This is a genomic window from Pseudidiomarina mangrovi, from assembly GCF_003999375.1.
Lineage (GTDB): Bacteria > Pseudomonadota > Gammaproteobacteria > Enterobacterales > Alteromonadaceae > Pseudidiomarina > Pseudidiomarina mangrovi.
In genome coordinates this window covers 136,855-162,450 of sequence record NZ_RJLC01000016.1, presented here as the reverse complement: position 1 = coordinate 162,450, position 25,596 = coordinate 136,855, and the positions used below count along the sequence as shown (strand labels likewise).

The window sequence follows — 25,596 nt, the reverse complement described above, 5'->3', positions numbered from 1 at the left end:
AGGGGCTGGCAGTTAGTATGAATCTGTCCACGGCGACGCCCGCTATGTACGACCCTCTGCATGATGCCTGCCCCGGCCCCCACCGCCCCGCTGCCCATAGTTATTGGCAGCAACATACCGTCAGCAACTGGCCAACCAGCAATGCAGCATTACCGGCGCAGGCCGAGATAGTGGTGATTGGTGCTGGCTATACTGGCCTTAATGCCGCGCTGGAACTGGCCGAACGCTATCAACAGCAGGTGGTGGTACTCGAAGCCAACGATATCGGTTGGGGCTGTTCTAGCCGCAATGCCGGTTTTGCCATGCCCAGTACTGGGCGCTTGGGCTATGCGGCCTGGGCCAAACGCTGTGGTGAGAAGGTGGCGCGCGGTATTCAGCACGAATATGCACTCGCTTTTGAACGCCTTGAGCGGCACTTGCAAGCCTGCCCGCAGCGCTTGCAGCAACAACCGGGCGGCTATTTGAAAATTGCGCATAGTGCCGCTGCGGTGAGCTTGTTACGGAGTCAGTTTGCCGCGCTTGCACATTACGAGCCGCACACACGCTGGCTCGATACTGATGCCCTCAGCGCCTATATCACCAGCCCGCAAGCCCATGCAGCGCTGCATTTTCCGCACAGCTATGGGCTGAACCCAGTGCTACTCGCCCGCAGTGTTGCCAACCAGGCTGCGGCCGCTGGTGCGCAATTAATCAGTCATTGCCCGGTACAGCAATGGCACAGCCGCGCTGACGGACGCCAGCAACTCGACACCCCACAGGGGCGCATTATCGCTAATAAAGTGATTCTCGCCAGTAATGGCTACACCCCTAATCATCTGCACCCGAGTGTGCATGGGCGGAGTTTGCCGGTGCTTTCAAGCGTACTGGTCACCCGACCATTGAGCACGGCAGAACGCACGGCAATAGGCTTTAGCGGTGAACATTTAGTGATGGATACCCGGGCGCTGAAATATTACTTTCGTTTATTACCCGATGGCCGCTTGCTATTTGGTGGGCGTGGCGCTATTCGCGGTAAAGATGCCAATAAACCCCACTATGCTGAGCACCTGCTGGCGGCCTTAGCGCGCACTTTCCCGCAGCTGCAGGCGTTATGCAGCGAGTCACCGGCGTATTTTTGGAGTGGCTGGGTAAGTGTAGCGCTGGATGATTACCCGCGTATTTATAGCCCGGCACCGAATATTTTCACTAGCATGGGCTACTGCGGTGCTGGAGTAACCTTTACCCAGCTAGCCGGCGCGCGGGTAGCGCAACTGGCGATGGGCGAGCAGCTGCCAGAGCTACCCTTTTACCAATCACCATTGCCACGCTTTCCGTTGCCGCAACTACGCCGCGTTGGCCAATGGGCCTACTATCAATGGGCCCGTTGGCAGCATCAATAATTACAGCCCAAACACCACTTTTTCGCTGCTGAGCATGCGCCCAATCAGGCGGATCAAGATATAACTGATGAGCAAGGTGGCGACACCACTGACAGCCAATGCTAACCAATGCACCGATTCACCCTTGATGATGTCGAGCAATGCTTGGTGCTGCCCGGTCAGCGGCAAATAATACAAGATCTGGTTTTTCAGCCGCGCAAACTCCACTCCAAAGACCGCCAACATAGGCACCATCAGCAAAAATGAAATATAGGTTTGCGCCTCTTTAAAGCTCTTGGCTCGGAACGATACAAATAGCTGCATGGCGGTGGCCATCAATGCCAGTGGCACTAAAATCAGCATGATCAGCAGTAACATGGGCCAAGCAATGGCTACGCTAATACCAATTTCGTGCAGCGGAATGAATTTGAAAATCAGCGGGATCAGCACCACACTCAAAATACCGCCAAAAATAGCAAAGCACCCTGCCGCTAGGGTTTTACCCCACACCAACTGCTGCGCGCTTAAGGGCTGAGCCAGCAGCAATTCCAGCGAGTTACGCTCACGCTCTCCGGCACTGATATCAATAGCAACGTTCATGCCCGAGAAGAATACCGACAGCAGCATGAAAATCAGCACACTACCCATGATAATAGCGGCGCGTGAGCCTTTGGTAGCGGTATCGTGTTTAACTAAATCGACGCCGCGTATGGCATTTGGGTCAATGCCGCGCATTTGCAGGCGAATATAACCCAGTTGCTGGCTATAACCCGCCACGGCGCGCTCCACACGACTGATTTCAGCACGTTGCTTCTGTGCTGAAAAATCAGCGGTTAATGTAACGATAGCGGGTTGCGCGGTGGCAACATGCTCAGCCCAGCTGGCATCAATCTCTAGCACAATAGGTTGGGTACCTGCCGGCCAGGGCTCGCTACGTTCAACAATACCGAGGCTAGTCAAATGATTCACCAGAGCCGGCGCATGCTCAGCGCCAATTAGGTCAATTTCAACGTCTTTTTCGCTGGTTAACTGGCTAATTAACATAAAGAAGGCGCCAGCCATCAATAAGGGGCCGAAAAACGCGTAAGACATTGCCGCCATGACCGAGCGCTTATCGCGCAAGGCATCTTTTAATTCTTTCAGCCAAACAATCCGTATTTGCTTCATCATGCGGCGATACCCTCGTCGGTGCCAATAATCTTCACGAAGGCCTCTTCCAGGGCGGTCTCGCCGGTTAAGGCGCAGAGCTCTTCGGTAGTACCTTGTGCCGCCACTTTACCAGCGGCAACCACCACCACTTGGTCACATAGCGCAGCCACTTCTTGCATAACATGGCTGGAGAACAAGATGCTGGTACCTTGGCTACGTAATTCCCGCAGTAAGTCGCGCAAAATACGGGTGCTCATGACGTCGAGACCACGGCTAGGCTCATCTAAAATTAGATGCTTGGGCTGGTGCACAATAGCCTGTGCTAACGCCACTTTCATGCGTTGCCCTTGAGAAAACCCGGTCGCGCGACGGTCAGCAATGGCCAGCATATCTAAGCGTTGCAGCGCTTGTTCAACCGCCTCGGCCCGTGACTGCCCTTGCATGCCATGCAAACTGGCGAAATAAGCGATTTGTTCACGCGCGGTGAGGCGCTCATACAGCCCAAACTTATCTGGGAAGATACCGATATGACGACGTGCCTCAAGCGGCTGTTTGCTGGCATCAAAGCCATCAATCAGCGCTTGACCACTATCCGCCTTGAGCAGCCCATAAATGGTCCGTAAGCAGGTGGTTTTGCCAGCGCCGTTGGGACCCAGCAGACCGGTAATTTGCCCTTCTGGCGCGTTAAAGCTCAAGCCATCCAAAGCCACTACCTTGCCAAATTGTTTGCGTAATTGGTTCACTTCAATCATGAGCTTACAGTCCTTTGCCGTTGCTATTGAGAATAAACGGCGCTGGCTTTTGCTGTTGTAAACAGCTGTCATCCAATGCAGCCAAGTCTATGCTGTCGATGAAGGTTGCCGCAATACGATTGGCGCAGGTATGACCAATGATGGTGTGCGAGCCATGCGGTGCCACCAAATGGCGACTGTTGGTTAAGGTTTCTGCCGCCATATCGCCCCATACCGGTGGCGTGACCGGGTCAAGTGCACCCGATAGCAGTAAGGTTGGAATATCACTGTGGACCGGCTCAAACCATTCGGCCGGGCGCTCTGCTTGTGGCCACGCGCGACACATTTCCACAAAGGCATCACCGGTGCGGCCACCAATAAAGTCGTTATCGGCATCGGCGGCCAGTAGCTCTGGGGTGGCGCGGCGCAGGTCTTCGCTACACAACACCGATAAAGTCAGGCCCATGTACATTTCTGACTGACCCAAGGTACTGCCCAATAGACCAATCAACGGGGTGTAATTACCCAGCGCAGTTTGTTGAATCACGTAGGGTAACATTTGCCGCGTTGTGGGATGGTATAAGCCCACCCTTAGCACTGAGGTAAAGCGCCCCGCGGTTATCATCACATCGCTGCGTTCGTTGCTAAGCGGGTCGTTCACTGTCAACAATTGCGGTTGTTGTTCAAGCCCCAATAAAGCGTCTTGGTAGGTTTGATAAAGGTCTGGAAAGGTACTATTGCAGGCACTGGAATTCTGGCAGCGCTCGAGCAACTGATGGAACGATTGCGCGCCAAAGGTGCCAAACGGCCCTACCACTACTTGCACTGGCGCTAGTGCGTCTAGTACTGCCGCGCGCACCGACTGAGGATACTCGCGCATATAGACCAAACCAGCACGGCTACCGTAAGAGCCACCATATAAATTGACCTGCGGATAACCTAAATACGCACGTACCTGCTCAAAATCACGAATTGCGTTGACGCTGTGATATTGGGTTAAATCGCGGCCGTCAAATTGCCCTAAGCACTCAACAGCGATACCTTGCAGGTCGGCTTGTTCATCGGTTTTGACCATTTCTTCAACATGGTTTAACTGACAACCGAGCGGGAATGATTTACCGGTGCCGCGTTGATCAATCAGCAGAATATCGCGTTGCCGGCGGACATCTTTGAAAATGCGGTCAATCATGGCTGCCAGCTCAGTCGCTGCTTGACCCGGACCACCGGCTAAAATGAGCAGCGGATCAGGCTTTTTATTTTCGCTGACCGCTGGCAACACGGCAAAGTTCAGGTCAATGGTAAGGCCATCGGGCAAGTCATAGTTTTCTGGCACCGTTAGCGTGCCACAAAGTACTCGTTCGGAGATGTTTTTCAGATAACAGCCGTCTAGCTTGGCTGTGAGATTCTGCCCAGTACCTTGCTCGGTATCGTTATTGAGCGCGGTACTCGGCGAACTGACTAGCAGCGCGCTCACCAACGCGGTGCCGAAGAGAACAGATTTAACAGTCGACATAGATGTTATCCAATTGTAACAATGACCCACAGTTTAGCGGGTTGTATGATGATTACAAAGGATCAAACTGTAAGTATTCGTTAATTGTAGACGCGTTCGCGCACAATTCGACCTACCGGCGTGTCGAGCAAGTTGCGTTGCCGCAACCATTCGATATCACCGCTCTCGACTAAATCGTCGACATTGACGTAACTGGCAAGGTAAACCGCGATATTGGTGGCTTGGTAAGAGAGGGCAAATTGAATCAAACTTTGTTGGTTACAGCGAATGCCAGCATAAATGTCACGCAGACGTAGACGCAACTCCATCAGCTTCTGCTGCAGCTTACGGGTGTCGTCATCGCGTGCCATGGTACAAATGGCTAAGGTAATTTCGCTGGACCGCGTCAACATCTGTGCCTGTGCCATGGGCGGCATCAGTAACTGAGTGATCGCGAGCACAACAAGCATTAAGCGCACGGTGGCTGCTCCATACAATTCATAGGTGGACATGTTAGCGCTTAGAAATTGGCGAAACAACGGACAATTTTGTTAACTATGTTGTCGCTTTTTAACATTTTAAAGCGCTGCTTTAGCGCTCAAACGGTGGTACACCGCAGTGATAAATGCATGCGGATTGCGCTCATCGGCGGGATGTTCTTGCACCTTGACCGGCAGCCAATCGATGCCGTCGGTATAATCGGGGAAATAGGTGTCACCATCGGTGTGTAAATCAATGTGGGTCAGATAGAGCTCATCGGCATACGGCAAAAACTCGGCGTAGACCCGCCCGCCGCCAATCACCATCAAGCGCTCAACATCGCCGGCGGCGGCAACCGCAGCGGCTGCACTATTGACCCAAATCACCCCGCGCTCATCGGTATGCGGCTGAGCGTAACGATGACTCAAGACAATATTAGTGCGGCCTGGTAAGGGTCGGCCAATGGATTCATAGGTGGTACGCCCCATCAACACCGGGTGCCCCAAGGTGATTTGCTTGAAATAGGCCAGTTCGGCCGGTAAATGCCACGGCATATTGCCGTCTTTACCAATTACACGCTGTGCTGCCATGGCGGCTACTAATGCAATTTTCATCTCAACCCTATCACCTTGTTGCTTTACAGTGGTTCACCCATGATGCCACAACTTAGCGCTGATAAATGACTTCAGCGCCGTCTTCGTCGTCCCAATCATCGTCATCGTCGTCTTCGTCATCCCAGTTTTCTTCAGCGGCCTGACCCATTTGCTGCTGATGATACTGCTCCCACTTGAACTCAGCGCCAACTTTGGCTTGTGCTTCCAGTTCTTCTGGGGTGATTTTAGGCAACCCTTCAATGTAGGTCATGATCTCTTTGCAGAGCGCATCGGTGTTCGTGCCACTGATACCAGCAATTTGATAGACCGGGCCGTCCCACTCTAAGGCAGCTTTAATGGCCTCAATACGCTCAGCCGCTTCGGCTTCACTGAGTAAGTCGATCTTGTTAGCAACTAACCAACGTGGCTTGGCCGCCAGCTCAGGGCTGTATTTTTCTAGCTCATGCACAATTTTGACCGCTTGCTCAGCCGGATCAGTACCATCAAATGGCGCTAAATCAACAAGATGCAACAACAAACGGCAGCGCTCAAGGTGCTTCAAAAAGCGAATACCAAGCCCCGCACCTTCAGCCGCACCTTCAATCAAGCCGGGAATATCAGCAATCACGAAGCTGGCGTGTGGCACCGGGTTCACCACGCCAAGGTTTGGTACCAAGGTGGTAAATGGATAATCGGCAACTTTAGGCCGCGCTGCCGATACCGAGCGAATGAACGTAGATTTACCCGCATTAGGCATACCTAACAAGCCCACATCGGCCAGCAACATCAGCTCTAAGCGTAAGTTGCGGATCTCGCCGGGGGTACCATCGGTTTTTTGCCGTGGCGCGCGGTTAGTACTACTTTTAAACCGCGTATTGCCTAAACCGTGCCAGCCGCCTTTGGCAACCATACGACGCTGCCCGTGGCGGGTTAAATCGCCCAGCACTTCGCCAGTTTCTACGTCGACTGCGCGGGTACCCACCGGTACTTTCAACACAATGTCGTCACCGCGCTTGCCGGTACAGTTGTTGGTCATACCGTTTTGCCCGCGCATGGCTTTATGAATGCGCACAAATCGATAATCAATGAGGGTATTAAGGTTTTCGTCGGCTTCTAGATAAACGTCGCCGCCATCACCGCCGTCACCGCCATTGGGGCCACCAAACGGAATGTATTTCTCACGCCGAAAACCGATACAGCCATTGCCGCCATCGCCAGCTTCTACGCGAATTTCGACTTCATCTACAAACTTCATCTTTGCTACCTGCTACCATGAAAAAACCCCGCCACTATGGACGGGGTTTCTAATGCTCCGTATCGACCGAGAACTGAACTTATTCAGTTACGATGTTTACGTATTTGCGGCTGTTAGGACCTTTCTCCGCAAATGAAACTTTACCGTCCGCTAACGCGAATAAGGTGTGGTCACGACCCATACCGACGTTGTCACCAGCGTGGAACTTAGTACCACGTTGACGCACGATGATGCTGCCAGCTAAAACAGCTTCGCCACCGAAGCGCTTAACACCCAGACGTTTACTTTCTGAGTCACGACCGTTACGAGTTGAACCTGCGGCTTTCTTGTGTGCCATGTTTCGATGCTCCTACAATTAACCGTTAATACCAGTGATTTTCACTTCCGTGAACCACTGACGATGACCTTGGCGCTTCATGTGGTGCTTACGACGACGGAACTTGATGATGTTCACTTTGTCTGCACGACCATGATTAATAACTTCCGCCTTGACTGAGCCACCAGAAACAAATGGCGCACCGATATTTACGGTTTCGCCGTTCGACACCATTAATACTTGGTCGAACTCAACCACTGCACCAGTGGCTGCTTCCAGTTTTTCCAGGCGGACGATTTGGCCTTCAACGACACGGTGTTGCTTACCGCCACTTTGGAATACTGCGTACATAGTTTTCTCCGATTTGCTCTCACGAGCAGCTTATATTTAAATCAGGGCGCGAATTGTACCCGCAAATTCATACCGATTCAAGCGATTCGTTCAACCGCAATCATCGCTAAAGCGTGCAGCGCATCGCGGTATTCGGAGGCTGGCAGGTGCTGCAACTGTTGTTGCGCTAACTGGGCCTCGGCTAAGGCGCGATCGCGGGTATATTGCAACGCCCCAGTGCGCTCCATGGTGGCTAAAATAGGCTGCAGCAAAGCCCGCCCATTGCCCTGTTCAATGGCACTGCGGATCAGTTGCTGCTCACTCTCTGAGCCGTGCCACATGGCGTATAGCAGCGGCAAGGTGGGCTTACCTTCAGCGAGATCATCGCCAGCTTGCTTGCCCATCACTTCGCTATCGGCGGTGTAATCGAGTAAGTCATCGACTAACTGAAACGCCGTGCCTAAGTGTCGGCCATATGCGGCCAAGGCATCTTCTACGGCTTGTGGCTGCGCGGCTAACACGGCACCAAGTTGGGTGGCGGCCTCAAACAGCTTGCCGGTTTTGCCGTAAATCACCTCAAAATAGCTGGCTTCAGTGGTGTCTGGGTCGTTGCAATTCATCAACTGCAACACTTCGCCTTCAGAAATAATATTGGTGGCATCGGCGAGGATCTTCATCACCTTCATGGATTCCAGCGTCACCATCAGCTGAAACGCACGAGTGTACAAAAAGTCGCCTACTAATACGCTGGCTTCGTTGCCGAACACTGCATTGGCAGTTTCTTTGCCACGGCGTAATTCTGAGGCATCCACCACATCGTCGTGCAGCAGTGTGGCGGTATGAATGAATTCAATAATGGTGGCTAGGGTTAAATGACCTTGCCCTTGATAGCCCACCGCGCGAGCTGCGGTGACCGCTAACAGTGGCCGCAAACGCTTGCCGCCACTACCGACAATGTAGAGGCCTAACTGATTGATCAGGGCGACATCAGATTGCAATTCACCGCTAATCAGCTGGTTGACGCCATGCATATCGCTGGCCAGCAAAGTATTGATTTCAGTTAAGGTCATGACGGGCAATGGGCTTCTGTTGGCGGTGTCAGTAAGGTGGTTATTGTACATCAATTTAGCTGCCACGTAAGTGTTGCGTGCGCTGGCGATAGAGCATCACTAGTGCTAGCAACAGCGCCATCACCATACCGCCTAAGTGCGAATAGATGGCAATCTCAGAATTGCTGGGGAGCACCACCAGATCATAGCCATTTTTGCCAATAATCGCGGCTAAAATTAGCCAGCTGCTGCGTCGTCCAGCGGCAATATCAAGGATCGAGGCGTAAGCAAACAAGCCATACAAGCAGCCACTAAAACCGGCATAGGTCATCACCCCTTGCGGGCTGAGCATATGCGCGATGGTGGATGCCAGCATAATCGGCAGCAGTAGTAACCAATAGCGCCAGTTCGGTAGCCGCTCAATAAATAATAGCCACCACAACCACAAGCCACCAACGTTGAGCCATAAATGGCCAGCATCGTAATGCACCCACTGGGCGGTGACGAAGCGCCACCATTGGCCATCGGCAATGGTCGCTTGGGTGTAATAGAGCTGGGTAAAACTTTGCGGCAACAGATAAAACAATGCCAGCAGAAGTGCCGTGAGGCACAACGCTGGCAGCATAGTTTGGCTGTTGATCGGCAAATTGAGACCGAGCACTCGCACCGACATAGCGGTGTGCCGCGAGCTTACTTAACGAAGTCCAAACCCAATTGGATATCGCCCTGTAAACCAGGCAGCATATCGGTTTTGGCTTTGGCTTCGAAGGCACTTAACGGGCCGTAAGGCAAAATGGCTTCAATGCCGTTTTTACCCAATTTAACTGGGTGGGCAAAGAACAAGGCATCGGCGCCGTCGGTCTCAACATAGGCGTAATCCACTACCTCTGCTTCGCCTTTCAAGCCTTTCGCTAACGACAAGCAGAAACGAGCTGCAGCTTGACCCATTGACAGGGTTGCTGAGCCGCCACCGGCTTTCGCTTCAACGACTTCGGTACCGGCGTTTTGGATGCGATGTGTCAACGCACTGATTTGCTCGTCAGTGAATGACAAACCGGTCTGCGACAGCAATGGCAGAATGGTGGTGCCACTGTGGCCGCCAATCACTGGAACCTTAACATCCGCTGGGTTCAAACCGTGTAATTCAGCGACAAAGGTTTCCGCGCGGATCACGTCTAACGTAGTCACACCGAACAGGCGGTTTTTGTCGTACACGCCTTTCTTGGTCAGTACTTGCTTAGCAATAGCTACCGTGGTGTTGACTGGGTTGGTGATGATACCAATCAAGGCTTTTGGACAGGTGTCGGCAATCGCTTCAATCAACTTGGCCACGATACCGGCGTTAATGTTAAATAAGTCAGAGCGGTCCATACCCGGCTTACGTGGTACGCCGGCTGGAATCAATACAATGTCAGCACCTTGCAGCGCATCGGCGAGGTTATCAACGCCATGACCAGTGACTTTAACCGCTGTTGGGATATGGCTTAAATCAACCGCCACGCCCGGCACCACTGGAGCAACATCATACAGCGCAAGGTCGCTGCCTGCAGGTAATTGGGTTTTCAACAGTAAAGACAGCGCTTGGCCGATACCGCCAGCTGCACCTAATACGGCTACTTTCATGAGTGACTCCATCCAGTTTTGTGGGGAAATTTAGGCCGCAAACTGTACTCCTTTTTTGCGTAAAACACAACCAAAGGCCGCATTGCTAGGCGCTTCAATGCAATTGATGTACACTGCAATTTATGGCCCATTTCACTGCACGAGAAGCGATACGCACATGGCTGCGAGCAAACCTGACGACCTGCTTGATGCTTTCAAAGCATTACTGAAAGAAGAGCTGTATGGCTCACAAACCGATATCGTGGATGCCCTAAAAGCCAAGGGTTTCAGCAACATTAGTCAGTCTAAGGTGTCGCGTTTGCTATCGAAATATGGCGCTGTGCGTACCCGTAATGCCAAACAAGAAATGGTCTATTGCTTGCCAGCGGAGCTTGGTATTCCCTCCACCAGCGCGCCATTAACGCAGCTAGTATTGGATATTCAGCACAATGATGTGATGGTGATTATTCGCACCACTCCAGGCGCGGCACAGCTGATTGCGCGACTACTCGATTCAGTGGGCAAAAAAGAAGGGGTATTGGGGACTATTGCCGGCGATGACACTATTTTTATTGCACCGGTTAAAGTCACCGACATCGACTTTACTATGGCCAATATTAAGCAACTGTTTACCAGCAGCTACTGAGTACCGAGAAAGCTAGCGGTTGGCCTCAAGAAAATCTACCGTCGGCACAAAGTAAGCCGCGTTGCTGACCGCTTCGGTATAATCGAGCAAGGGGTCGTAATCGCCCTGAATATCAGCGATATAACGTTGTTTGAGCCAATAAATAATATCTGCTGGGGTGGCTGATAAATACATCCCCAGCAAACCCTGCTCACGCAAATCACCCCACGGCATGTTCTGCCGCAAAATCTGTAACGGCTGTTCATCATCGCGCTGCAGGCGGGTTTTTTGGGTATGGGTGACCATGCTCAATAGCGCTTCGCTAATACGCTCACCGGTTAATTTTTTACGCCCTATCACGTGCTCCTGTATTTCGCTGCTGAGATGCTCCCAACGCCGCAAGTCATGGCGGAATTTCTGTACATAGAGGTAACTGCCGCCGGCAAAATAAGGATCGTCGTCTTGCTTCACCAAGGCCACTTGGCGCCGCTGCATACCGCGCGGGTTGTCTGGCGCATCAATAAAACCGAGTAAGTCACGGCCATCCATAAAGCGAAAGTTATGCAGCTGCTCCAACAACTCAACATCATGGCCAAGCCATTCTTGGATAGTGCGCGCAGTTTGGAAACACACATCAAAGCGATCAGCTCGCACACTGACTAATAAATCCACCGGCTGCCGTTGCGCTTGGCGGTCGCCATCACGCAGATCAGGAAAGCTGCTGAGCTGTAACGGCCGTTGGTGACTGTACAGCACATCCCAGTATTCGGCGCCAATGGCGACATAGCCGTTCAAGTTGGCTTCAGAGAAACGCTCATCAAGACCACTGAAAATACTCGGTAGGCGCGCCAGCTTACGCCGAATCACCGCAGTATCATCGGTCATTACGTTGAGTAACAGGGTGATACCGTGCAAATTTGCCTCGGCATAGATTCCACCTTGTGATCGCGCCATGCTATTCCCCGTCGAGTTTCCTCGTTAATCTAAGCGACTTGGTCGCAAGCTACTTGCACCGTTTCACCGGTCTCCTACAATGGTTGACAGTGTAACAAAAAAATTTCCGATAAATTGATAAAAAAAGCGGAGTTAACCATGAACATCACCACCACCATACAGCGCACTACCCTTGCTGTTGCCATTGGCCTGCTATTAAGCGGCTGTGCGGCGACTTCTCCAAGCCCTAGCAATGATACTCAAAGCGGCGCTGCCGTGGTGGTTGAGCAGGTTGATGCCAACGCCCAGTTTACCCAGCTCGCCGATAGTATTTGGCAAGCTATGCAACAACAGAATCGCAGCAGCGGTAATGATCCACGCTTACCCGATGTGTCGCTGCGCGGCATGACTGAACGCGCTGAGCAACAAGGCCAATGGCTGCAACAACTCGCCGCTATCGATGCGCAAAGCCTGAGCCGTGACAACCAAATTAACTTACGCATGCTCAGTTATCGGCTGCAAAACAGTTATGACAGCTTCCGCTTTAAAGAGTATTTATTACCGCTGAACGCTGAAGGTGGCTTTCATAGTAACCTCAGCTTTATGGTCCGCAATACCCAGTTCCGTACCTCGTCAGACTATGACATGTATCTGAAACGTTTGGCGCTGATTCCACGCTATATGGAAGACCAAACCAAGTGGTTGCAACAAGGTATGCGCGACGGCTATATGTGGCCGAAAGAGTCAATGGTTGGCTTTGAAGACAGTATCGCTGCCTTTATTGTGCAAGACCCGAAAGATAGCGTGTTTTATGACCCGTTCAAGCAACCGCGGCCGGTGTTTGTCACCGAAGAGCATTGGCAAACCTTGCAACAACGCGCCGCCGGCATGGTCGATGGCACTGTGGTACCGGCCTACCAACGCTACTTCGAATTTATGGTGGGTGAGTATTTACCGGCTGGGCGTGACAGCGTGGGCGCCAGCGAATTACCCGATGGCCGCGCCTACTATCAAAATCGTATCAAGCATTTCACCACGCTAGACATGAGCCCAGAAGAAATTCATGCCAAAGGTTTGGCCGAAGTGAAGCGCATCCGCGCCGAAATGGACCAAGTGATTGCACGCACTGGCTTTGAAGGTAGTTTTGCCGAATTCGTTGAGTACTTGCGCAGCGACCCGAAATTCTACCCGAAGACCGAGCTAGAGCTGCTGCAATATGCCGCTTACTTGTCGAAAAAAGCCGACGGTGAATTGCCGAAGTTTTTTAAATTGTTGCCACGGCAGCCCTACGGTATTGCGCCGGTGCCAGCCGAAATTGCACCGAAATACACCACCGGCCGCTATGCCGGCACGAGCCGTGATGACCGCGCCAGTTTTTACTGGGTGAATACCTGGGGTCTGCATTTACGCCCGCTTTATGAAATGGAGGCGCTGACCTTGCATGAAGCGGTGCCAGGCCACCATTTGCAAGGTGCGTTAGCACGCGAAATGGCTGATTTACCGGATTACCGCCGTTCCACCTATATTTCTGCCTTTGGCGAGGGTTGGGGTTTGTATGCGGAATATTTGGGCTTAGAAATGGGCTTTTACCAAGATCCATACAACGATTTTGGCCGCTTAAGCTTTGAAATGTGGCGCGCCGCACGATTAGTGGTGGATACCGGCATGCATGCGATGGGCTGGAGCCGTCAGCAAGCGATGGATTTCATGGCCGAAAACACCGCGCTCAGCCTACACAATGTGCGTACCGAAATTGACCGCTATATTACGTGGCCGGGCCAAGCCTTAGCCTACAAACTCGGTGAAATGCTGATTCGTGATCTACGAAAAGAGGCAGAGCAAGCTTTGGGCGCCGATTTTGATCTGCGTGAGTTCCATCATCAGTTGCTCAAAAACGGCAGTATCCCGCTGGATATCTTAGCCACTGAGATTCGTAGCTGGATTGGCCAAAGCGCTGCCGAGGCGGCAGCGCGTTAATCTAAGGCAAAGTCCATTTGTACTTTGTGACCTGTTGATTTTACCGGTGCGCCGCTGTCGATTCGCGGCGCAAATCGCCATTGCTTAATCGCCTCCGCCGAAGAGTCACCAAAGGCTTTATGGTCAGCCTCAATAATACGGACATTGTCGACCGTACCTGTCTCGCTAATGTCGTATTCAGCAATAACCTTGCCGGTTACCCCACGGCCCGCTAGTAAGATCGGATACTTCGGGCTGACACGAAACAACGGCGTTGGGTCTTGCTCATCGGTCACGCCATAGCCCATTTGTGCCACCGCGATACAATGCTCAGTAGCTTCAGCACTTTTGCCCTGCGCTTCTAGCAATACCACCAGCCGCGCATGACTCATGTATTTCGGTATGGCTAAGCGCTCAGACAGATCCGCCAAGGGCACTGCTGCCACCGCACGAAAACGTTGTTCAGCACCACTTGCGTCACCGGCTGCTTCTTCATAGCGCCCGGCCTGAAACTGCGCTAACAGGGTGATTTCATGGCTTGGCCCAAGGCGCTTACTGGCCTCCTCGGCATAATCCAGTAGGTCACGACTATCGCGACTACCAACCCGCAATAGATGCGCCCCCGCCTCCACTTTGGCCATGGTCATGGCCTCTGGCTGCGCATCCATGTGGCGATCAGCGAGATCAATCACTTCGCTGTACAGCTTCTTCACCGGTTTCAGTTCGCTGTAAATGCTGCGGGTACTCAGCACCGCTTGCAGAGCATCCATTAACTCCACCGCCTGCTTATCATAGTTAGCCCGATAAGCCTCTAATACTTGGTCAGCGAGGCGCTGCGAGTCCTCATTAGTGAGGGTCGACAGCGGCACTAGGTTGAGATAGCTGATTTTAAGGTTAGCGGTATTTAGATGCTGGTCGCCGAAATAGTCGGCGCTGGCACGATAAGCTTGCTGTGCCAATTTCTCTAGTTGATGATTGGCCAGTTGTTGCTGCTGAGCTTGCTCAAAATCGGCGTAAGCCTGCGCAAACGCAGCCTGACGATCTTGCTGGCTCAGGGTAACCGCCAACGCTTGATTGGCGAATGCTCCACTGACCAGTAATACCAGTACCAACTTCAATGTTTTCATCAGGCTATCCTTATAGTTCGGTTATGCCCTAACCCTAACATAGGGTCTTGTTAAGCGATACATTTCGGCAACAAAAAAATAAAGCCTGCATCACAGATACAGGCTTTATTGGGCAACCGGTGACCCTAGCAGGGCCGCTGCGATTAGGCGACTTGAATGCTCGGAATGATGTTGGCTTTCGCTGCCGCTTCGGCGTTACGGAACGCGTCCATCTGATCAAAGTTCAAGTATTTGTAGACTTCGCCAGCCATGGCGTTGATGTCTTGCGCGTAGGCCATGTATTCCTCAACGCTTGGCAACTTGCCTAAGATAGCGCCGACTGCGGCTAATTCCGCTGAGGTCAGGTACACATTGGCGCCATCACCTAAACGGTTCGGGAAGTTACGGGTTGAGGTAGACAGTACCGTGGTACCGGCTTCTACTCGTGCTTGGTTACCCATACACAGTGAACAGCCAGGAATTTCGGTACGTACGCCATTGTTTTTGTAAATGTCGTAGTAGCCTTCTTCACGTAACTGCGCTTCGTCCATTTTGGTCGGTGGCGCAATCCATAGGCGGGTGTTCAGCGCGTCTTTGTTCTTCTCGAGCAATTTACCGGCAGCACGGAAGTGGCCAATGTTGGTCATGCATGAACCAATGAACACTTCTTGTACTGGGTCGCCAGCTACTTCGCTTAAGAACTTGGCGTCGTCTGGGTCGTTCGGGCAGCAGACGATTGGCTCTTTAATGTCAGCCAAATCAATTTCAATCACCGCCGCATACTCAGCGTCGGCATCAGCGCGCATCAGTTGCGGGTTGGCCAACCAGTCTTCCATCTTGCGGGCGCGACGCTCAAGGGTACGCACATCGCCGTAGCCTTCGTTGATCATCCAACGCAACATGGTGATGTTGGAACGCAGGTACTCGGCTACCGACTCTTCTGATAGGTTGATAGTACAACCCGCTGCTGAGCGCTCGGCTGAAGCATCTGACAACTCAAAGGCTTGCTCAACGGTTAAGGTGTCTAAGCCTTCAATTTCCAAAATACGGCCGGAGAAGATGTTTTTCTTACCGCGTTTTTCAACGGTCAGTAAACCTTCTTTGATGGCGAATAACGGAATGGCGTGCACCAGGTCACGTAAGGTGATACCTGGCTGCATCTCGCCTTTAAAGCGCACTAACACCGACTCTGGCATGTCCAATGGCATCACTCCAGTGGCCGCGGCAAAGGCCACTAGGCCTGAGCCAGCTGGGAACGAAATACCCAGTGGGAAACGGGTGTGCGAGTCACCGCCGGTACCGACAGTGTCTGGCAGCAACATACGGTTCAACCAGCTGTGGATGATACCGTCACCTGGGCGTAAGCTCACGCCGCCACGGTTCATAATGAAATCTGGCAGGGTGTGCTGAGTTTCAATGTCGACTGGCTTTGGATAGGCCGCGGTGTGACAGAACGACTGCATCACTAAGTCTGAGCTAAAGCCCAAACAGGCGAGGTCTTTCAGCTCATCACGGGTCATTGGGCCGGTGGTGTCTTGTGAACCCACGGTGGTCATTTTCGGCTCGCAATAGGTACCTGGGCGTACGCCTTTCATACCACAGGCTTTACCGACCATTTTCTGCGCCAAGCTAAAGCCTTTGCCGCTATCGGCTGGCTGCTCTGGGGTTAAGAATAGTTTGGTGTGCGGCAAACCGAGGCTTTCACGTGCTTTATCGGTTAACGCGCGGCCTACGATCAGGTTGATACGGCCACCAGCACGCACTTCATCGAGGATCACGCGTGACGAGTACTCATACTGCGCTAACACCTCACCGTGTTGGTTGGTGATTTTACCGTCGTATGGATAAATGGTGATGACGTCGCCCATGTTGATGTTATCAACGTCGGCTTCAAACACTAAAGCGCCGGCATCTTTCATGGTGTTGAAGAAGATAGGTGCCACTTTACCGCCAATACAGATACCGCCAGCGCGCTTGTTGGGCGTGCCTGGCATATCGTCACCAATAAACCACAACACCGAGTTGGTGGCTGATTTACGTGATGAACCGGTACCAACTACGTCGCCAACGAATGCTACTGGATGGCCTTTTTTCTTCAGTTCTTCAATTTGCTCAGCGGCGTTGGTGATACCTTCGCGCGGCATTTTGTACATGGCTTTGGCATGCAATGGAATGTCTGGGCGCGACCATGCGTCTGGCGCTGGTGACAGGTCATCGGTGTTAGTTTCGCCGGTGACTTTAAATACCGTAGCGGTGATTTCTTTGGCCAACTCTGGGCGGCTGGTAAACCACTCGGCTGCAGCCCATGATTCGATCACGGCTTTAGCAACGGCGTTGCCGTTGTTCATTTTTTCTTCAACGTCGTGGAAGGCGTCAAACATCAATAAGGTGTGCTTCAGCTCTTCACCGGCTAATTCAGCCAGCTCGGCGTTATCGAGCAATTCCACCAAGGTCACGATGTTATAGCCGCCGTGCATGTTACCCAGCAACTTCACCGCATCGGCTTTGCTGATAATCGGCGAGCTCACTTCGCCTTTGACCAACGCAGCTAAGAAACCAGCTTTCACATAAGCGGCTTCGTCCACACCCGGTGGTACGCGGTTGGCAATCAGATCGAGCAAATACTCGGCTTCGCCGGCTGCTGGGTTTTTCAATAATTCGACCAGCGCAGCAACTTGCTCAGCTGTCAGTGGCTTGGGCGGAATGCCTTCTGCGGCCCGCTCTTCAACATGCTTACGATATTCTTGCAGCACCTGGGTACCCCTTATGCGGTTACGATTGTAAAAAGTGGCGGGATTATAGCGGTTTTAGCAATCAATTTGAATTGTCTAACGCGATTGACGATATAAATTTGATGAATAGCTTGGCTACACAGACCTCTCTGTTACCAACGGTTACACTTGCTTGCGAAATGATACCAGTCTGACATCAACCTTTCACATCTGCGCGCTATCTTACTTAGCAAGCGGACAAGTGAAAGGAGGGTTTCACAATGAGAAAGATAATTGCACAGTCACGGACTTTTATGATTGGCCTAGTAGTCGCCATTGCGGCCAGCGCGCTGCCGGTTGCTAGTGCAGCGACCACACCAGTGTATAGCTTTTATTACCAGCCGCTGACCAACGCCGAAGCCATGCGCATAGAACGGCAAAATGTCAGCGCTGAAATTGTCGGCCAAGCGCGCATCGATTTAATGCTGGCGGCGCAACAAAGCCTGTATGCCAGCGCCGAACAATTAGGTAGCGCTGGTTTAGTGGCCAACAACGCGCTGCCAAAGCAACTGATTGGCGGGGCCGGCAATGCGTTCGGCCGAACGTACCAAGTGGATTTCCAGGTGCACATGGTTCATAAAGTCCGGGATTTCAATCGCTACTAAGCGCTCTTGCGCTAGTGCATCTTGGACTAAACCAACTGGGATAATGCCCCAACCAAGCTCGGCCAACAGCAGTTCGCGCTGCGCTACCGAATCGTTCACGCGAATGCGCTGCTGGCCGGGCATCCTCAATAATCGATCAAGATTGATGCCGACATCTTGGTCTTGTGGAATCAGCATCGGCAACTCCAATAATTGCTCGCGATTTTTCGGTATGCCACCATGACGTGCAGCTAATCCCGGTGCAATGGCTATAATCAATTCAAACGGCTGCACCAGCTGGGTCTGAAAATCACCGTGTTGACGAAACACTGGTAGCCAGGGCACCAATGCAAGATCAGCCTCGCCCTCACGAATAGCGCGCAGCGAGCGTAATTGCGAGTCGCCACTGACCAGTAATTCAGTGGCTGGAAACTGCTGCTGCACCGCTTGCATGGCGGCAAACAGTAAGCGTGGCGAACAGGTATGGTCATAACTTATGCGCAGTTGCGGCTCAGCGCCGCCGCGTAATTGTTCAGTGAGCGACTTTAAGCGTTCCTGCTGGCGCAGCAACTCACGTGCTTGGCGCAAAAATTGTTCACCGCGCGAGGTGAGCCCGAGCCGATAGCCTTGGCGGTCAAACAAAGCAAAGCCGGCGCTTTCTTCGAGTTTGCGCAAGGCCATGCTTACCGCCGCTTGTGTGCGATGTAATTGGTCTGCGGCGCCCTGTAAACTGCCGGTTTCGGCCACTGCATTGAGCATCTGTAACTGCTGTAGCTTCATAAGTATTTCTTATTATGTTGTAAAATCTAATTCAATATTACTTTATTTGTTGCTGACGTAGAATGTTTTTCACACAGCAGTGATTGGATTTTTCTTGAAGGGGCATTTGCATGAATCGTTATATCAGCCAAGCCAGCACCATGGTAATCATGCTCGCGACCGTCGCCAGCATCGGCGGCTGTCAGCCAGCGCCACAGCAAAACGCTAGCGCAGACGATCGCGGCGTAGCGGTCAAAGTTTACACGGTGGCCGGCAATCAACAGCAGCGCCTGCGCGAATTTCCCGCGCTAGTTGAAGCGGCACAAGTTGCGCAATTGGCCTTTCGGGTCGGCGGTGAGATTAGCGCCTTTCCAGCCAGCGCCGGCGATGAGGTGCAGCAAGGGCAATTGATTGCCAAGCTCGACCCTACCGATTTTCAATTGGTGCTGGACCAAGCGCAAGCGCGCTATGATTTAGCGCTGGCGCAGTTCGCTCGCAGTGAGAACTTGGCCAAACAAGGTGTGGTGTCGCCGCAGCAGTTTGATGAGGTCACGGCGAATTTGGAAATTGCTCGTGCCAATCGCGACACTGCCCGTGCCAACCTAAACTACAGTGAACTGCGCGCGCCCTTTGCCGGCACCATTGCCCATGTGTTCGTGGAAAACTTTGAAACCGTACAACCGCAGCGCCCAATTGCCACGCTGCTGTTGAACGACGCCATTGATATCAGTATTCGGGTACCAGAAAATCTCTTTGCACGGGTGCAACGCAATACCGGTTATCAGCCTGAAGTGCGCTTTGCCGCGCTACCAGAACAAACCTTTCGGGCCACCTTGAAAGAATGGGATAGTGTCGCCGACCCCGCCTCCAATACCTATCGGGTGGTGTTTACCATGCCCACGCCGAGTCAGTTTAACCTGCTACCGGGCATGTCCGCTACCGTGCTAGTCGACACCAGCGTAGTGTCCAGCTTGGTATCTTCTTACCCCCTCGTGCCTGCCAGCGCGGTGTTTGTTCCCGCTAACCGTAGCACTGATAGCGGCTCTTTTGTTTGGCTCATCGACCCACAAACTAGCACGGTATCGCTACAACCAGTCACTGTAGGTGCCGTCACCGGGCAAGGCTTACAAATCACCAGTGGCGTGCAATTTGGTGATCAGATCGTCAGCGCCGGTGTGCATCAATTACAAGCCGGGCAAAAAGTCTGGAGTTGGCAGCGGGAGCCCGGCTTATGATTAATATTGCTCGCTATAGCATTACCCGAGCCACCACCAGTTGGCTGCTATTGCTGATTTTGCTGCTCGGTGGCTTTATCGCCTTAGACAAAATTGGGCGTTTGGAAGATCCTGAATTTACCCTCAAGCAAGCCATGGTGATCACCAGTTATCCGGGCGCTACCGCGCAACAAGTTGAAGAAGAGCTGACCTACCGCATCGAAAATGCTATTCAGCAATTGCCTTATGTAGACCATGTTACCTCGGTATCTACACCGGGTTTGAGCCAAGTTAAAGTGGATATGAAAACCACCTTGCGTGAGCATCAAATGGCGCAAGTTTGGGACGAAATGCGGCGTAAAATCAGTGATGTGCAGCGCGAGCTGCCACCGGGCGCAGGGGTGCCGATGGTGCGCGATGATTTTGCCGATGTATACGGCATTTTATTAGCGGTGACGGGTGCGGGTTATAGCTATCACGACATTGCTACCTACAGCGATTACCTCCGCCGTGAGCTGGTGATGCTGCCTGGAGTCGGCAAAGTCAGTGTCGCCGGTAAGCAGCAACAGCAGGTGATTGTTGAGATCTCGCGCGAGCAACTCGCCAACATGGGCATTGCCCCGCAGCAGGTGCTGAACTTACTACAAACCCAAAATGCCATAAGCGACGCTGGCCGGGTCATGCTCGGTGATGAGCGGCTGCGCATTCAAACCACCGGCGAATTTGACAGTATCGATGCACTGGCGGATTTACTCATCAGTAACCCGGGTGCCGAGGCGCGTATTTTGTTGCGCGATGTCGCCACTATTTCGCAGGAATTTGATGATACCCCAAATCATTTAGTGCGTTTTAATGGCCAGCAGGCTTTGTGGCTGGGTATTTCCTTTGCCGATGACGTTAATGTGGTGCGCGTTGGTGCGGCTATCGCTGCACGGTTGGCTGAATTAGAAAGCGAGCGCCCAATCGGCATGCACACTGAGATGATCTATAACCAACCGGCCGAGGTAGACTCGTCGGTGAGTAATTTCTTGATCAATCTCGCCGAAGCCGTTGCCATTGTAGTGTTAGCGCTACTGCTTACCATGGGCTTGCGCAGCGGGGTGTTGATTGGTGGGGTTCTGCTTATCACCGTGATGGGCAGCTTTATCTTTATGTACCTGATGGATATTCAATTGCAGCGGGTATCACTAGGCGCACTGATTATTGCCCTCGGTATGCTGGTGGATAACGCCATTGTGGTGGCAGAAGGTATGTTAGTTGGCGTGCGCCGCGGGCTATCGCGCATTCAAGCCGCCAGCCAAGTGGTGCAGCAGAACATGTGGCCGCTATTAGGTGCCACCGCCATTGCGGTGATTGCTTTTGCGCCGATTGGGCTATCGCAAGATGCCAGTGGTGAATACGCTAATGCGCTGTTCTGGGTGATGCTGATTTCATTGCTGTTAAGCTGGTTTACCGCGATTACGCTAACGCCATTTTTAGGCAGCTTGCTGTATCGTCGCGATACCCGCGCGCGCACCGCCAGTGAGGTGGCCGACCGCACCGATGCAGTGTATGACCACTGGGTGTTTCATAGCTATCGACGCGCCCTAGAGCGCTTTTTACGCTGGCGTAAACTGACCCTAGTGGCGATGTTGGCGTTATTAGTGCTGGCCGGCGCTGGCTTTAGCACCGTCAAGCAGAGCTTCTTTCCGCCTTCTAACCTGCCCATGGCGATGATTGATCTGTGGTATCCGCAGGGCACCGATATTCGCGCTACAGCACTGCGCTCGCAGCAACTTGAAGTGTTGATGCAACAACATCCGGACGCCGAAAATATTGAATTCATTGCCGCGACAGTCGGCCAAGGTGCGCCGCGATTTACCCTCACCTATATGGTTGAACGTGCTTATGAAAGCTATGCCCAGCTGATTATCCGTGGCCGTGACCGCGGCCAATTAGAGCAAGCCTTGCTCAGCTTTACCGAGCTTATTGCACGCGAACAACCCGACGTTGAATACAAGATTAAAGGCATCGAAATGGGTCCGCCCAATGTGGCGAAATTGGAAGCTCGGTTTATTGGCCCTGACCCGAACCAACTTAGGTTATTAGCCGACCAAGCCAAACAGGTCATGCAGCACAGCGGCTTGGTGACTTATGTGCGTGATGACTGGCGCCAGCGCAGTAAAGTGTTGCGCCCGCAATTCAACGAGGCGGCCGCGCGCCGGCTGGGTATTAGCAAAGCCGATGTCGATGCGGTGTTACTGCGTAACTTTAGTGGCCAAACCGTTGGTGTTTACCGCGATGGTACCGAACTATTACCGATCATTGTGCGCGCGCCAGCCAACGAGCGGGCCAGCATTCAAGATTGGCAAGAGCTGCAAGTGTATAGCAATGCGCTGCAACAACATGTGCCGCTGGCGCAAGTGGTCACCGACGTACAGTTAGAGTTCGAAGATCATTTGATTTTGCGCCGTGACCGCAAACGCACCCTCACGGTGATGGCTGATCCGCCACTCAACAGCGAACAAACACCGGCCCAAGTGTTTGCTCAATTACGCCCACAGCTGGAGCAGATTGCGCTGCCGCACGGTTATGAATTGCAATTTGGCGGTGAGCATGAGGCCTCGAAAAAAGCCACTGGCGCAGTATTTGAGGCGCTACCGTTAGCCTTTGTGGTGATGTTTATCATTACTGTGCTGCTGTTCAGTTCGATTCGCCAAGCGGCAATTTTATGGACCACGGTGCCGCTCAGTATTATCGGTGTGACCTTGGGCTTAGTGCTGACCAATCAGCCGTTTGGGTTTATGGCGTTGCTGGGCTTCCTGAGCTTATCGGGTATGCTGATTAAAAATGGCGTGGTGCTGCTCGAGCAAGTGCGGGTTGAGTTAGCTGCAGGCAAGGACACGCTGATGGCGCTTATTGATGCCTCGGTGAGCCGGGTACGACCGGTGGCCATGACTGCGGTCACCACCATTGTCGGGATGATCCCCTTGTTATTCGATGGCTTTTTCGCCAGTATGGCGGTGGTTATTATGTTTGGCTTGGGCTTCGCAACTTTGCTGACCTTGATTGTGGTGCCCGTTATGTATGCCTTGGTGATGCGAGTGAAATGACCCGAACCCGTTGGTTGCAAACTGTTGGTAGTGCCATTCTCGTGCTATGGCTGGCGGGCGAGCAAATTGGCTTGTGGCCCAGCCAACTACTACAACGGCTGGAATGGATCAGCTACGACCAACGGGTGAATCTGAACCTGCCCGGCGATGTCCCCGCTGATATCGTGATTGTTGATATTGATGAAGCCAGCCTTGCTGAGTTTGGTCAATGGCCGTGGCCGCGCGACCAAGTCGCGGCATTGATTGAGCGGCTGTTCCAACAGCAACAGATTGCCCTGTTAGGGCTCGATATTGTGTTTGCCGAGCAAGAGCAAAATCTACTCGCCCAGCAATGGCAACAACTTCTACTGCAGTATCCACAATTGGCCGATCAACCAGCACCGACTAGCGGTGACCAACGCTTGGCCGCGGTTATGCAGCAGTACCCTATTGTTAGCGGCTTTTATTTTGACCGCTCGGTCACGCCAAACCTCACAGTAGCCAATACCGGTCAACTGCCAGCCCCGCTGCCACTGGTCACCGCACCTAGCAACAGCGCTAGCGGTCCGCAATTGACTGATTTACCACTGGTCACCGCCCAGCGTTATGCCAGTAACCTTGCCATGCTGCAACAACAGGCCCTGCATGGCGGTTTTTTTGATAACCCCATGGTTGATGACGACGGTATCTTCCGCCGTGTACCGCTGTTACAACGTTATCAGCAACAACTCTACCCATCATTACCGCTGGCGATGCTGCAAACCTTACTGGCGATGCCGCCAGTTACCCTAGAGACCCATTTAGCTGGCGGCTTATGGCAACTTGAGGCGGTCGATGTAGGTGGTTATCGCTTGCCCACAGACCCCCATGCAGCGGTGCTAGTGCCATGGTACGGGCCGCGTGGCAGCTTTACCCATATCAGTGCCGCCGAGCTACTCGCAAGCGATCTGCTGCGCCCTGAACTGAGCGGCGCTATTGTCTTGCTCGGCACCTCAGCACCGGGCTTGATGGATCTACGCTCTACGCCGGTTGGTGCGGTATTCCCTGGGGTAGAAATTCATGCCTCGGTGTTAGCCGGCTTACTGCAACTCAATCTACTCAGCGAGCCGGGCTATGCGATTGCCATCACGGTCATCCTCTTGCTGCTGCTCGGCTCGTTATTGACCTGGTGCTTACCGAAACTGCCGGCGCTGTGGCTGGTAGCGCTGTGTGCAGCGCTGCTGACAAGCTACACGGCGGCTAACCTGTATGCCTGGCAGCAAGGCTTATTACTGCCATTAGCGTCAGGACTACTGCTCATTATGGTGCTAATGGGGTGGCATTTAGCTTTGAATTTTTGGCGTGAGAGCCAAGCCAAACAACAAGTCACCAATCAGTTTGGCCTGTACGTGCCGCCAGAATTGGTCAATGACATTGTCGCCAACCCAGAGGCGCTCGATTTGACCGGCCAAGAACGCCAATTAACCGTGTTATTCTCGGATGTCCGCGGCTTCACTAGCTTCGCCGAAAACCTCGCGCCAGCGCAATTAACCCGCGTTATGAACCAGTTACTGTCGCCGGTAACGCGAGCAATTCATCAGCATCGTGGCACCATCGATAAATATATGGGTGATGCGGTGATGGCGTTTTGGGGCGCGCCATTAGCCGATAGCGAGCATGCCTGGCATGCCGTGCAAGGTGCGTTAGCGATGCAACGCGCGCTGGCCGACAGCAACCGTGAATTTGTCCAACAAGGCCTCCCGGCCTTGCAGATGGGTATTGGTGTGCATACTGGGCTGATGAGCGTGGGCAACATGGGCTCGGATTTTCGCATGGCATACACGGTTATGGGTGATAACGTTAATTTGGGCTCACGCATTGAGGCCCTTAGCAAAACCTACGGCGCCCATATTCTGCTCAGTGCCGATACCGTTGCAGCACTTGGTGCGCGCGCCGCTGAACTGCCGTTACGCCCAGTTGACTTGGTGCGGGTGAAAGGTCGCCAAGCCCCAGTGCAGCTCCTAGAATTGTTACTTAACGACGACCAGCACAGCATCGATATCACCCGTAAAGCGTGGGATTATTACCAACACGGTGACTTTGCCGCAGCCAAAGCCTGCTACGAAGAAATAAATAATCAACAATTAGGCTTGCTGTTTTGCAGACGCTGCACCTATTATTTAGACAATCCACCACCCAAGGACTGGGATGGCGTCTTTACCCATCTATCCAAGGCGTAATCA

The 25,596-nt window shown here is 52.8% G+C and carries 21 protein-coding genes; 6 read left to right on the top strand and 15 right to left on the bottom strand.

Features of this window, described 5'->3' with window-relative positions:
- Window positions 1-17 precede the first annotated feature (17 nt).
- Window positions 18-1,379 carry an NAD(P)/FAD-dependent oxidoreductase gene (locus EFO84_RS08790; protein WP_240642678.1) on the top strand — a complete coding sequence of 454 codons (1,362 nt, stop codon included), beginning with the start codon at window positions 18-20 and terminating at the stop codon, window positions 1,377-1,379.
- Here EFO84_RS08790 and EFO84_RS08785 read toward each other — a convergent pair whose 3' ends face one another.
- The 11 genes from EFO84_RS08785 to mdh form a co-directional block, all read right to left on the bottom strand.
- The gene (locus tag EFO84_RS08785) at window positions 1,380-2,528 is read right to left on the bottom strand and encodes an ABC transporter permease (protein ID WP_240642677.1); all 1,149 of its coding nucleotides are present in this window, start codon (window positions 2,526-2,528) and stop codon (window positions 1,380-1,382) included.
- Window positions 2,525-3,259, bottom strand: coding sequence for an ABC transporter ATP-binding protein (locus EFO84_RS08780; RefSeq protein ID WP_127347684.1), 735 nt, complete (start codon window positions 3,257-3,259; stop codon window positions 2,525-2,527). Before EFO84_RS08780 ends, EFO84_RS08785 begins: the two co-directional genes overlap by 4 nt.
- Window positions 3,260-3,263: 4 nt before the next feature.
- Entirely contained in the window at window positions 3,264-4,751 is a 1,488-nt protein-coding gene (locus tag EFO84_RS08775) for an alpha/beta hydrolase (protein WP_127347683.1), read from the bottom strand.
- An 80-nt stretch (window positions 4,752-4,831) separates the two neighbouring features.
- On the bottom strand, window positions 4,832-5,242 hold the full coding sequence (locus EFO84_RS08770) for a DUF3718 domain-containing protein (RefSeq protein ID WP_127347682.1): 411 nt from the start codon (window positions 5,240-5,242) through the stop codon (window positions 4,832-4,834).
- A gap of 66 nt (window positions 5,243-5,308) precedes the next feature.
- Window positions 5,309-5,824 (bottom strand): type 3 dihydrofolate reductase, encoded by a 516-nt coding sequence (gene folA / locus EFO84_RS08765; protein WP_127347681.1) that lies wholly within the window; start codon window positions 5,822-5,824, stop codon window positions 5,309-5,311.
- 52 nt (window positions 5,825-5,876) lie between these two features.
- Window positions 5,877-7,058 carry an Obg family GTPase CgtA gene (gene cgtA, locus EFO84_RS08760; protein ID WP_127347680.1) on the bottom strand — a complete coding sequence of 394 codons (1,182 nt, stop codon included), beginning with the start codon at window positions 7,056-7,058 and terminating at the stop codon, window positions 5,877-5,879.
- 79 nt (window positions 7,059-7,137) lie between these two features.
- Window positions 7,138-7,395 carry a 50S ribosomal protein L27 gene (rpmA, locus tag EFO84_RS08755; RefSeq protein ID WP_127347679.1) on the bottom strand — a complete coding sequence of 86 codons (258 nt, stop codon included), beginning with the start codon at window positions 7,393-7,395 and terminating at the stop codon, window positions 7,138-7,140.
- 18 nt (window positions 7,396-7,413) lie between these two features.
- Window positions 7,414-7,725 (bottom strand): 50S ribosomal protein L21, encoded by a 312-nt coding sequence (rplU, locus tag EFO84_RS08750; RefSeq protein WP_127347678.1) that lies wholly within the window; start codon window positions 7,723-7,725, stop codon window positions 7,414-7,416.
- A gap of 77 nt (window positions 7,726-7,802) precedes the next feature.
- Window positions 7,803-8,774, bottom strand: a complete 972-nt coding sequence (gene ispB / locus EFO84_RS08745) for an octaprenyl diphosphate synthase (RefSeq protein WP_127347677.1) — start codon at window positions 8,772-8,774, stop codon at window positions 7,803-7,805.
- Between the two features lie 55 nt (window positions 8,775-8,829).
- Window positions 8,830-9,426: a rhombosortase gene (gene rrtA / locus EFO84_RS08740; protein WP_127347676.1), complete on the bottom strand. Its 597-nt coding sequence runs from the start codon at window positions 9,424-9,426 to the stop codon at window positions 8,830-8,832.
- Between the two features lie 17 nt (window positions 9,427-9,443).
- On the bottom strand, window positions 9,444-10,376 hold the full coding sequence (gene mdh, locus EFO84_RS08735) for a malate dehydrogenase (protein ID WP_127347675.1): 933 nt from the start codon (window positions 10,374-10,376) through the stop codon (window positions 9,444-9,446).
- Between the two features lie 157 nt (window positions 10,377-10,533).
- Between mdh and argR the strand changes: the two genes are divergently transcribed.
- Entirely contained in the window at window positions 10,534-11,001 is a 468-nt protein-coding gene (argR, locus tag EFO84_RS08730) for a transcriptional regulator ArgR (protein WP_127347674.1), read from the top strand.
- Window positions 11,002-11,013: 12 nt separating this feature from the next.
- On the opposite strand, the gene EFO84_RS08725 is transcribed toward argR, so the two are convergent.
- Entirely contained in the window at window positions 11,014-11,934 is a 921-nt protein-coding gene (locus EFO84_RS08725) for a Dyp-type peroxidase (RefSeq protein WP_127347673.1), read from the bottom strand.
- 138 nt (window positions 11,935-12,072) lie between these two features.
- On the opposite strand from EFO84_RS08725, the gene EFO84_RS08720 reads away from it, so the two are divergent.
- Window positions 12,073-13,890, top strand: a complete 1,818-nt coding sequence (locus tag EFO84_RS08720; protein WP_127347672.1) for a DUF885 domain-containing protein — start codon at window positions 12,073-12,075, stop codon at window positions 13,888-13,890.
- Here the strand turns inward: EFO84_RS08720 and EFO84_RS08715 are convergent.
- The 3 genes from EFO84_RS08715 to EFO84_RS08705 all read right to left on the bottom strand — a co-directional run bounded on the left by EFO84_RS08715 (window position 13,887) and on the right by EFO84_RS08705 (window position 19,110).
- Window positions 13,887-14,996: an energy transducer TonB gene (locus EFO84_RS08715; RefSeq protein ID WP_127347671.1), complete on the bottom strand. Its 1,110-nt coding sequence runs from the start codon at window positions 14,994-14,996 to the stop codon at window positions 13,887-13,889. The genes EFO84_RS08720 and EFO84_RS08715 overlap by 4 nt on opposite strands.
- 143 nt (window positions 14,997-15,139) lie before the next feature.
- The gene (gene acnB, locus EFO84_RS08710) at window positions 15,140-17,728 is read right to left on the bottom strand and encodes a bifunctional aconitate hydratase 2/2-methylisocitrate dehydratase (protein ID WP_127347670.1); all 2,589 of its coding nucleotides are present in this window, start codon (window positions 17,726-17,728) and stop codon (window positions 15,140-15,142) included.
- Window positions 17,729-18,225: 497 nt separating this feature from the next.
- On the bottom strand, window positions 18,226-19,110 hold the full coding sequence (locus EFO84_RS08705) for a LysR family transcriptional regulator (RefSeq protein ID WP_127347669.1): 885 nt from the start codon (window positions 19,108-19,110) through the stop codon (window positions 18,226-18,228).
- 110 nt (window positions 19,111-19,220) lie between these two features.
- Here EFO84_RS08705 and EFO84_RS08700 point away from each other — a divergent pair, with 110 nt between their 5' ends.
- From EFO84_RS08700 to EFO84_RS08690, 3 genes are read left to right on the top strand one after another with little or no spacing between them, the layout of a single operon-like run.
- Window positions 19,221-20,324 carry an efflux RND transporter periplasmic adaptor subunit gene (locus EFO84_RS08700; protein ID WP_127347668.1) on the top strand — a complete coding sequence of 368 codons (1,104 nt, stop codon included), beginning with the start codon at window positions 19,221-19,223 and terminating at the stop codon, window positions 20,322-20,324.
- On the top strand, window positions 20,321-23,395 hold the full coding sequence (locus EFO84_RS08695) for an efflux RND transporter permease subunit (RefSeq protein ID WP_348534535.1): 3,075 nt from the start codon (window positions 20,321-20,323) through the stop codon (window positions 23,393-23,395). The genes EFO84_RS08700 and EFO84_RS08695 overlap by 4 nt, the downstream gene beginning before the upstream one ends.
- Entirely contained in the window at window positions 23,392-25,593 is a 2,202-nt protein-coding gene (locus EFO84_RS08690; protein ID WP_127347667.1) for a CHASE2 domain-containing protein, read from the top strand. The genes EFO84_RS08695 and EFO84_RS08690 overlap by 4 nt, the downstream gene beginning before the upstream one ends.
- Window positions 25,594-25,596 lie beyond the last annotated feature (3 nt).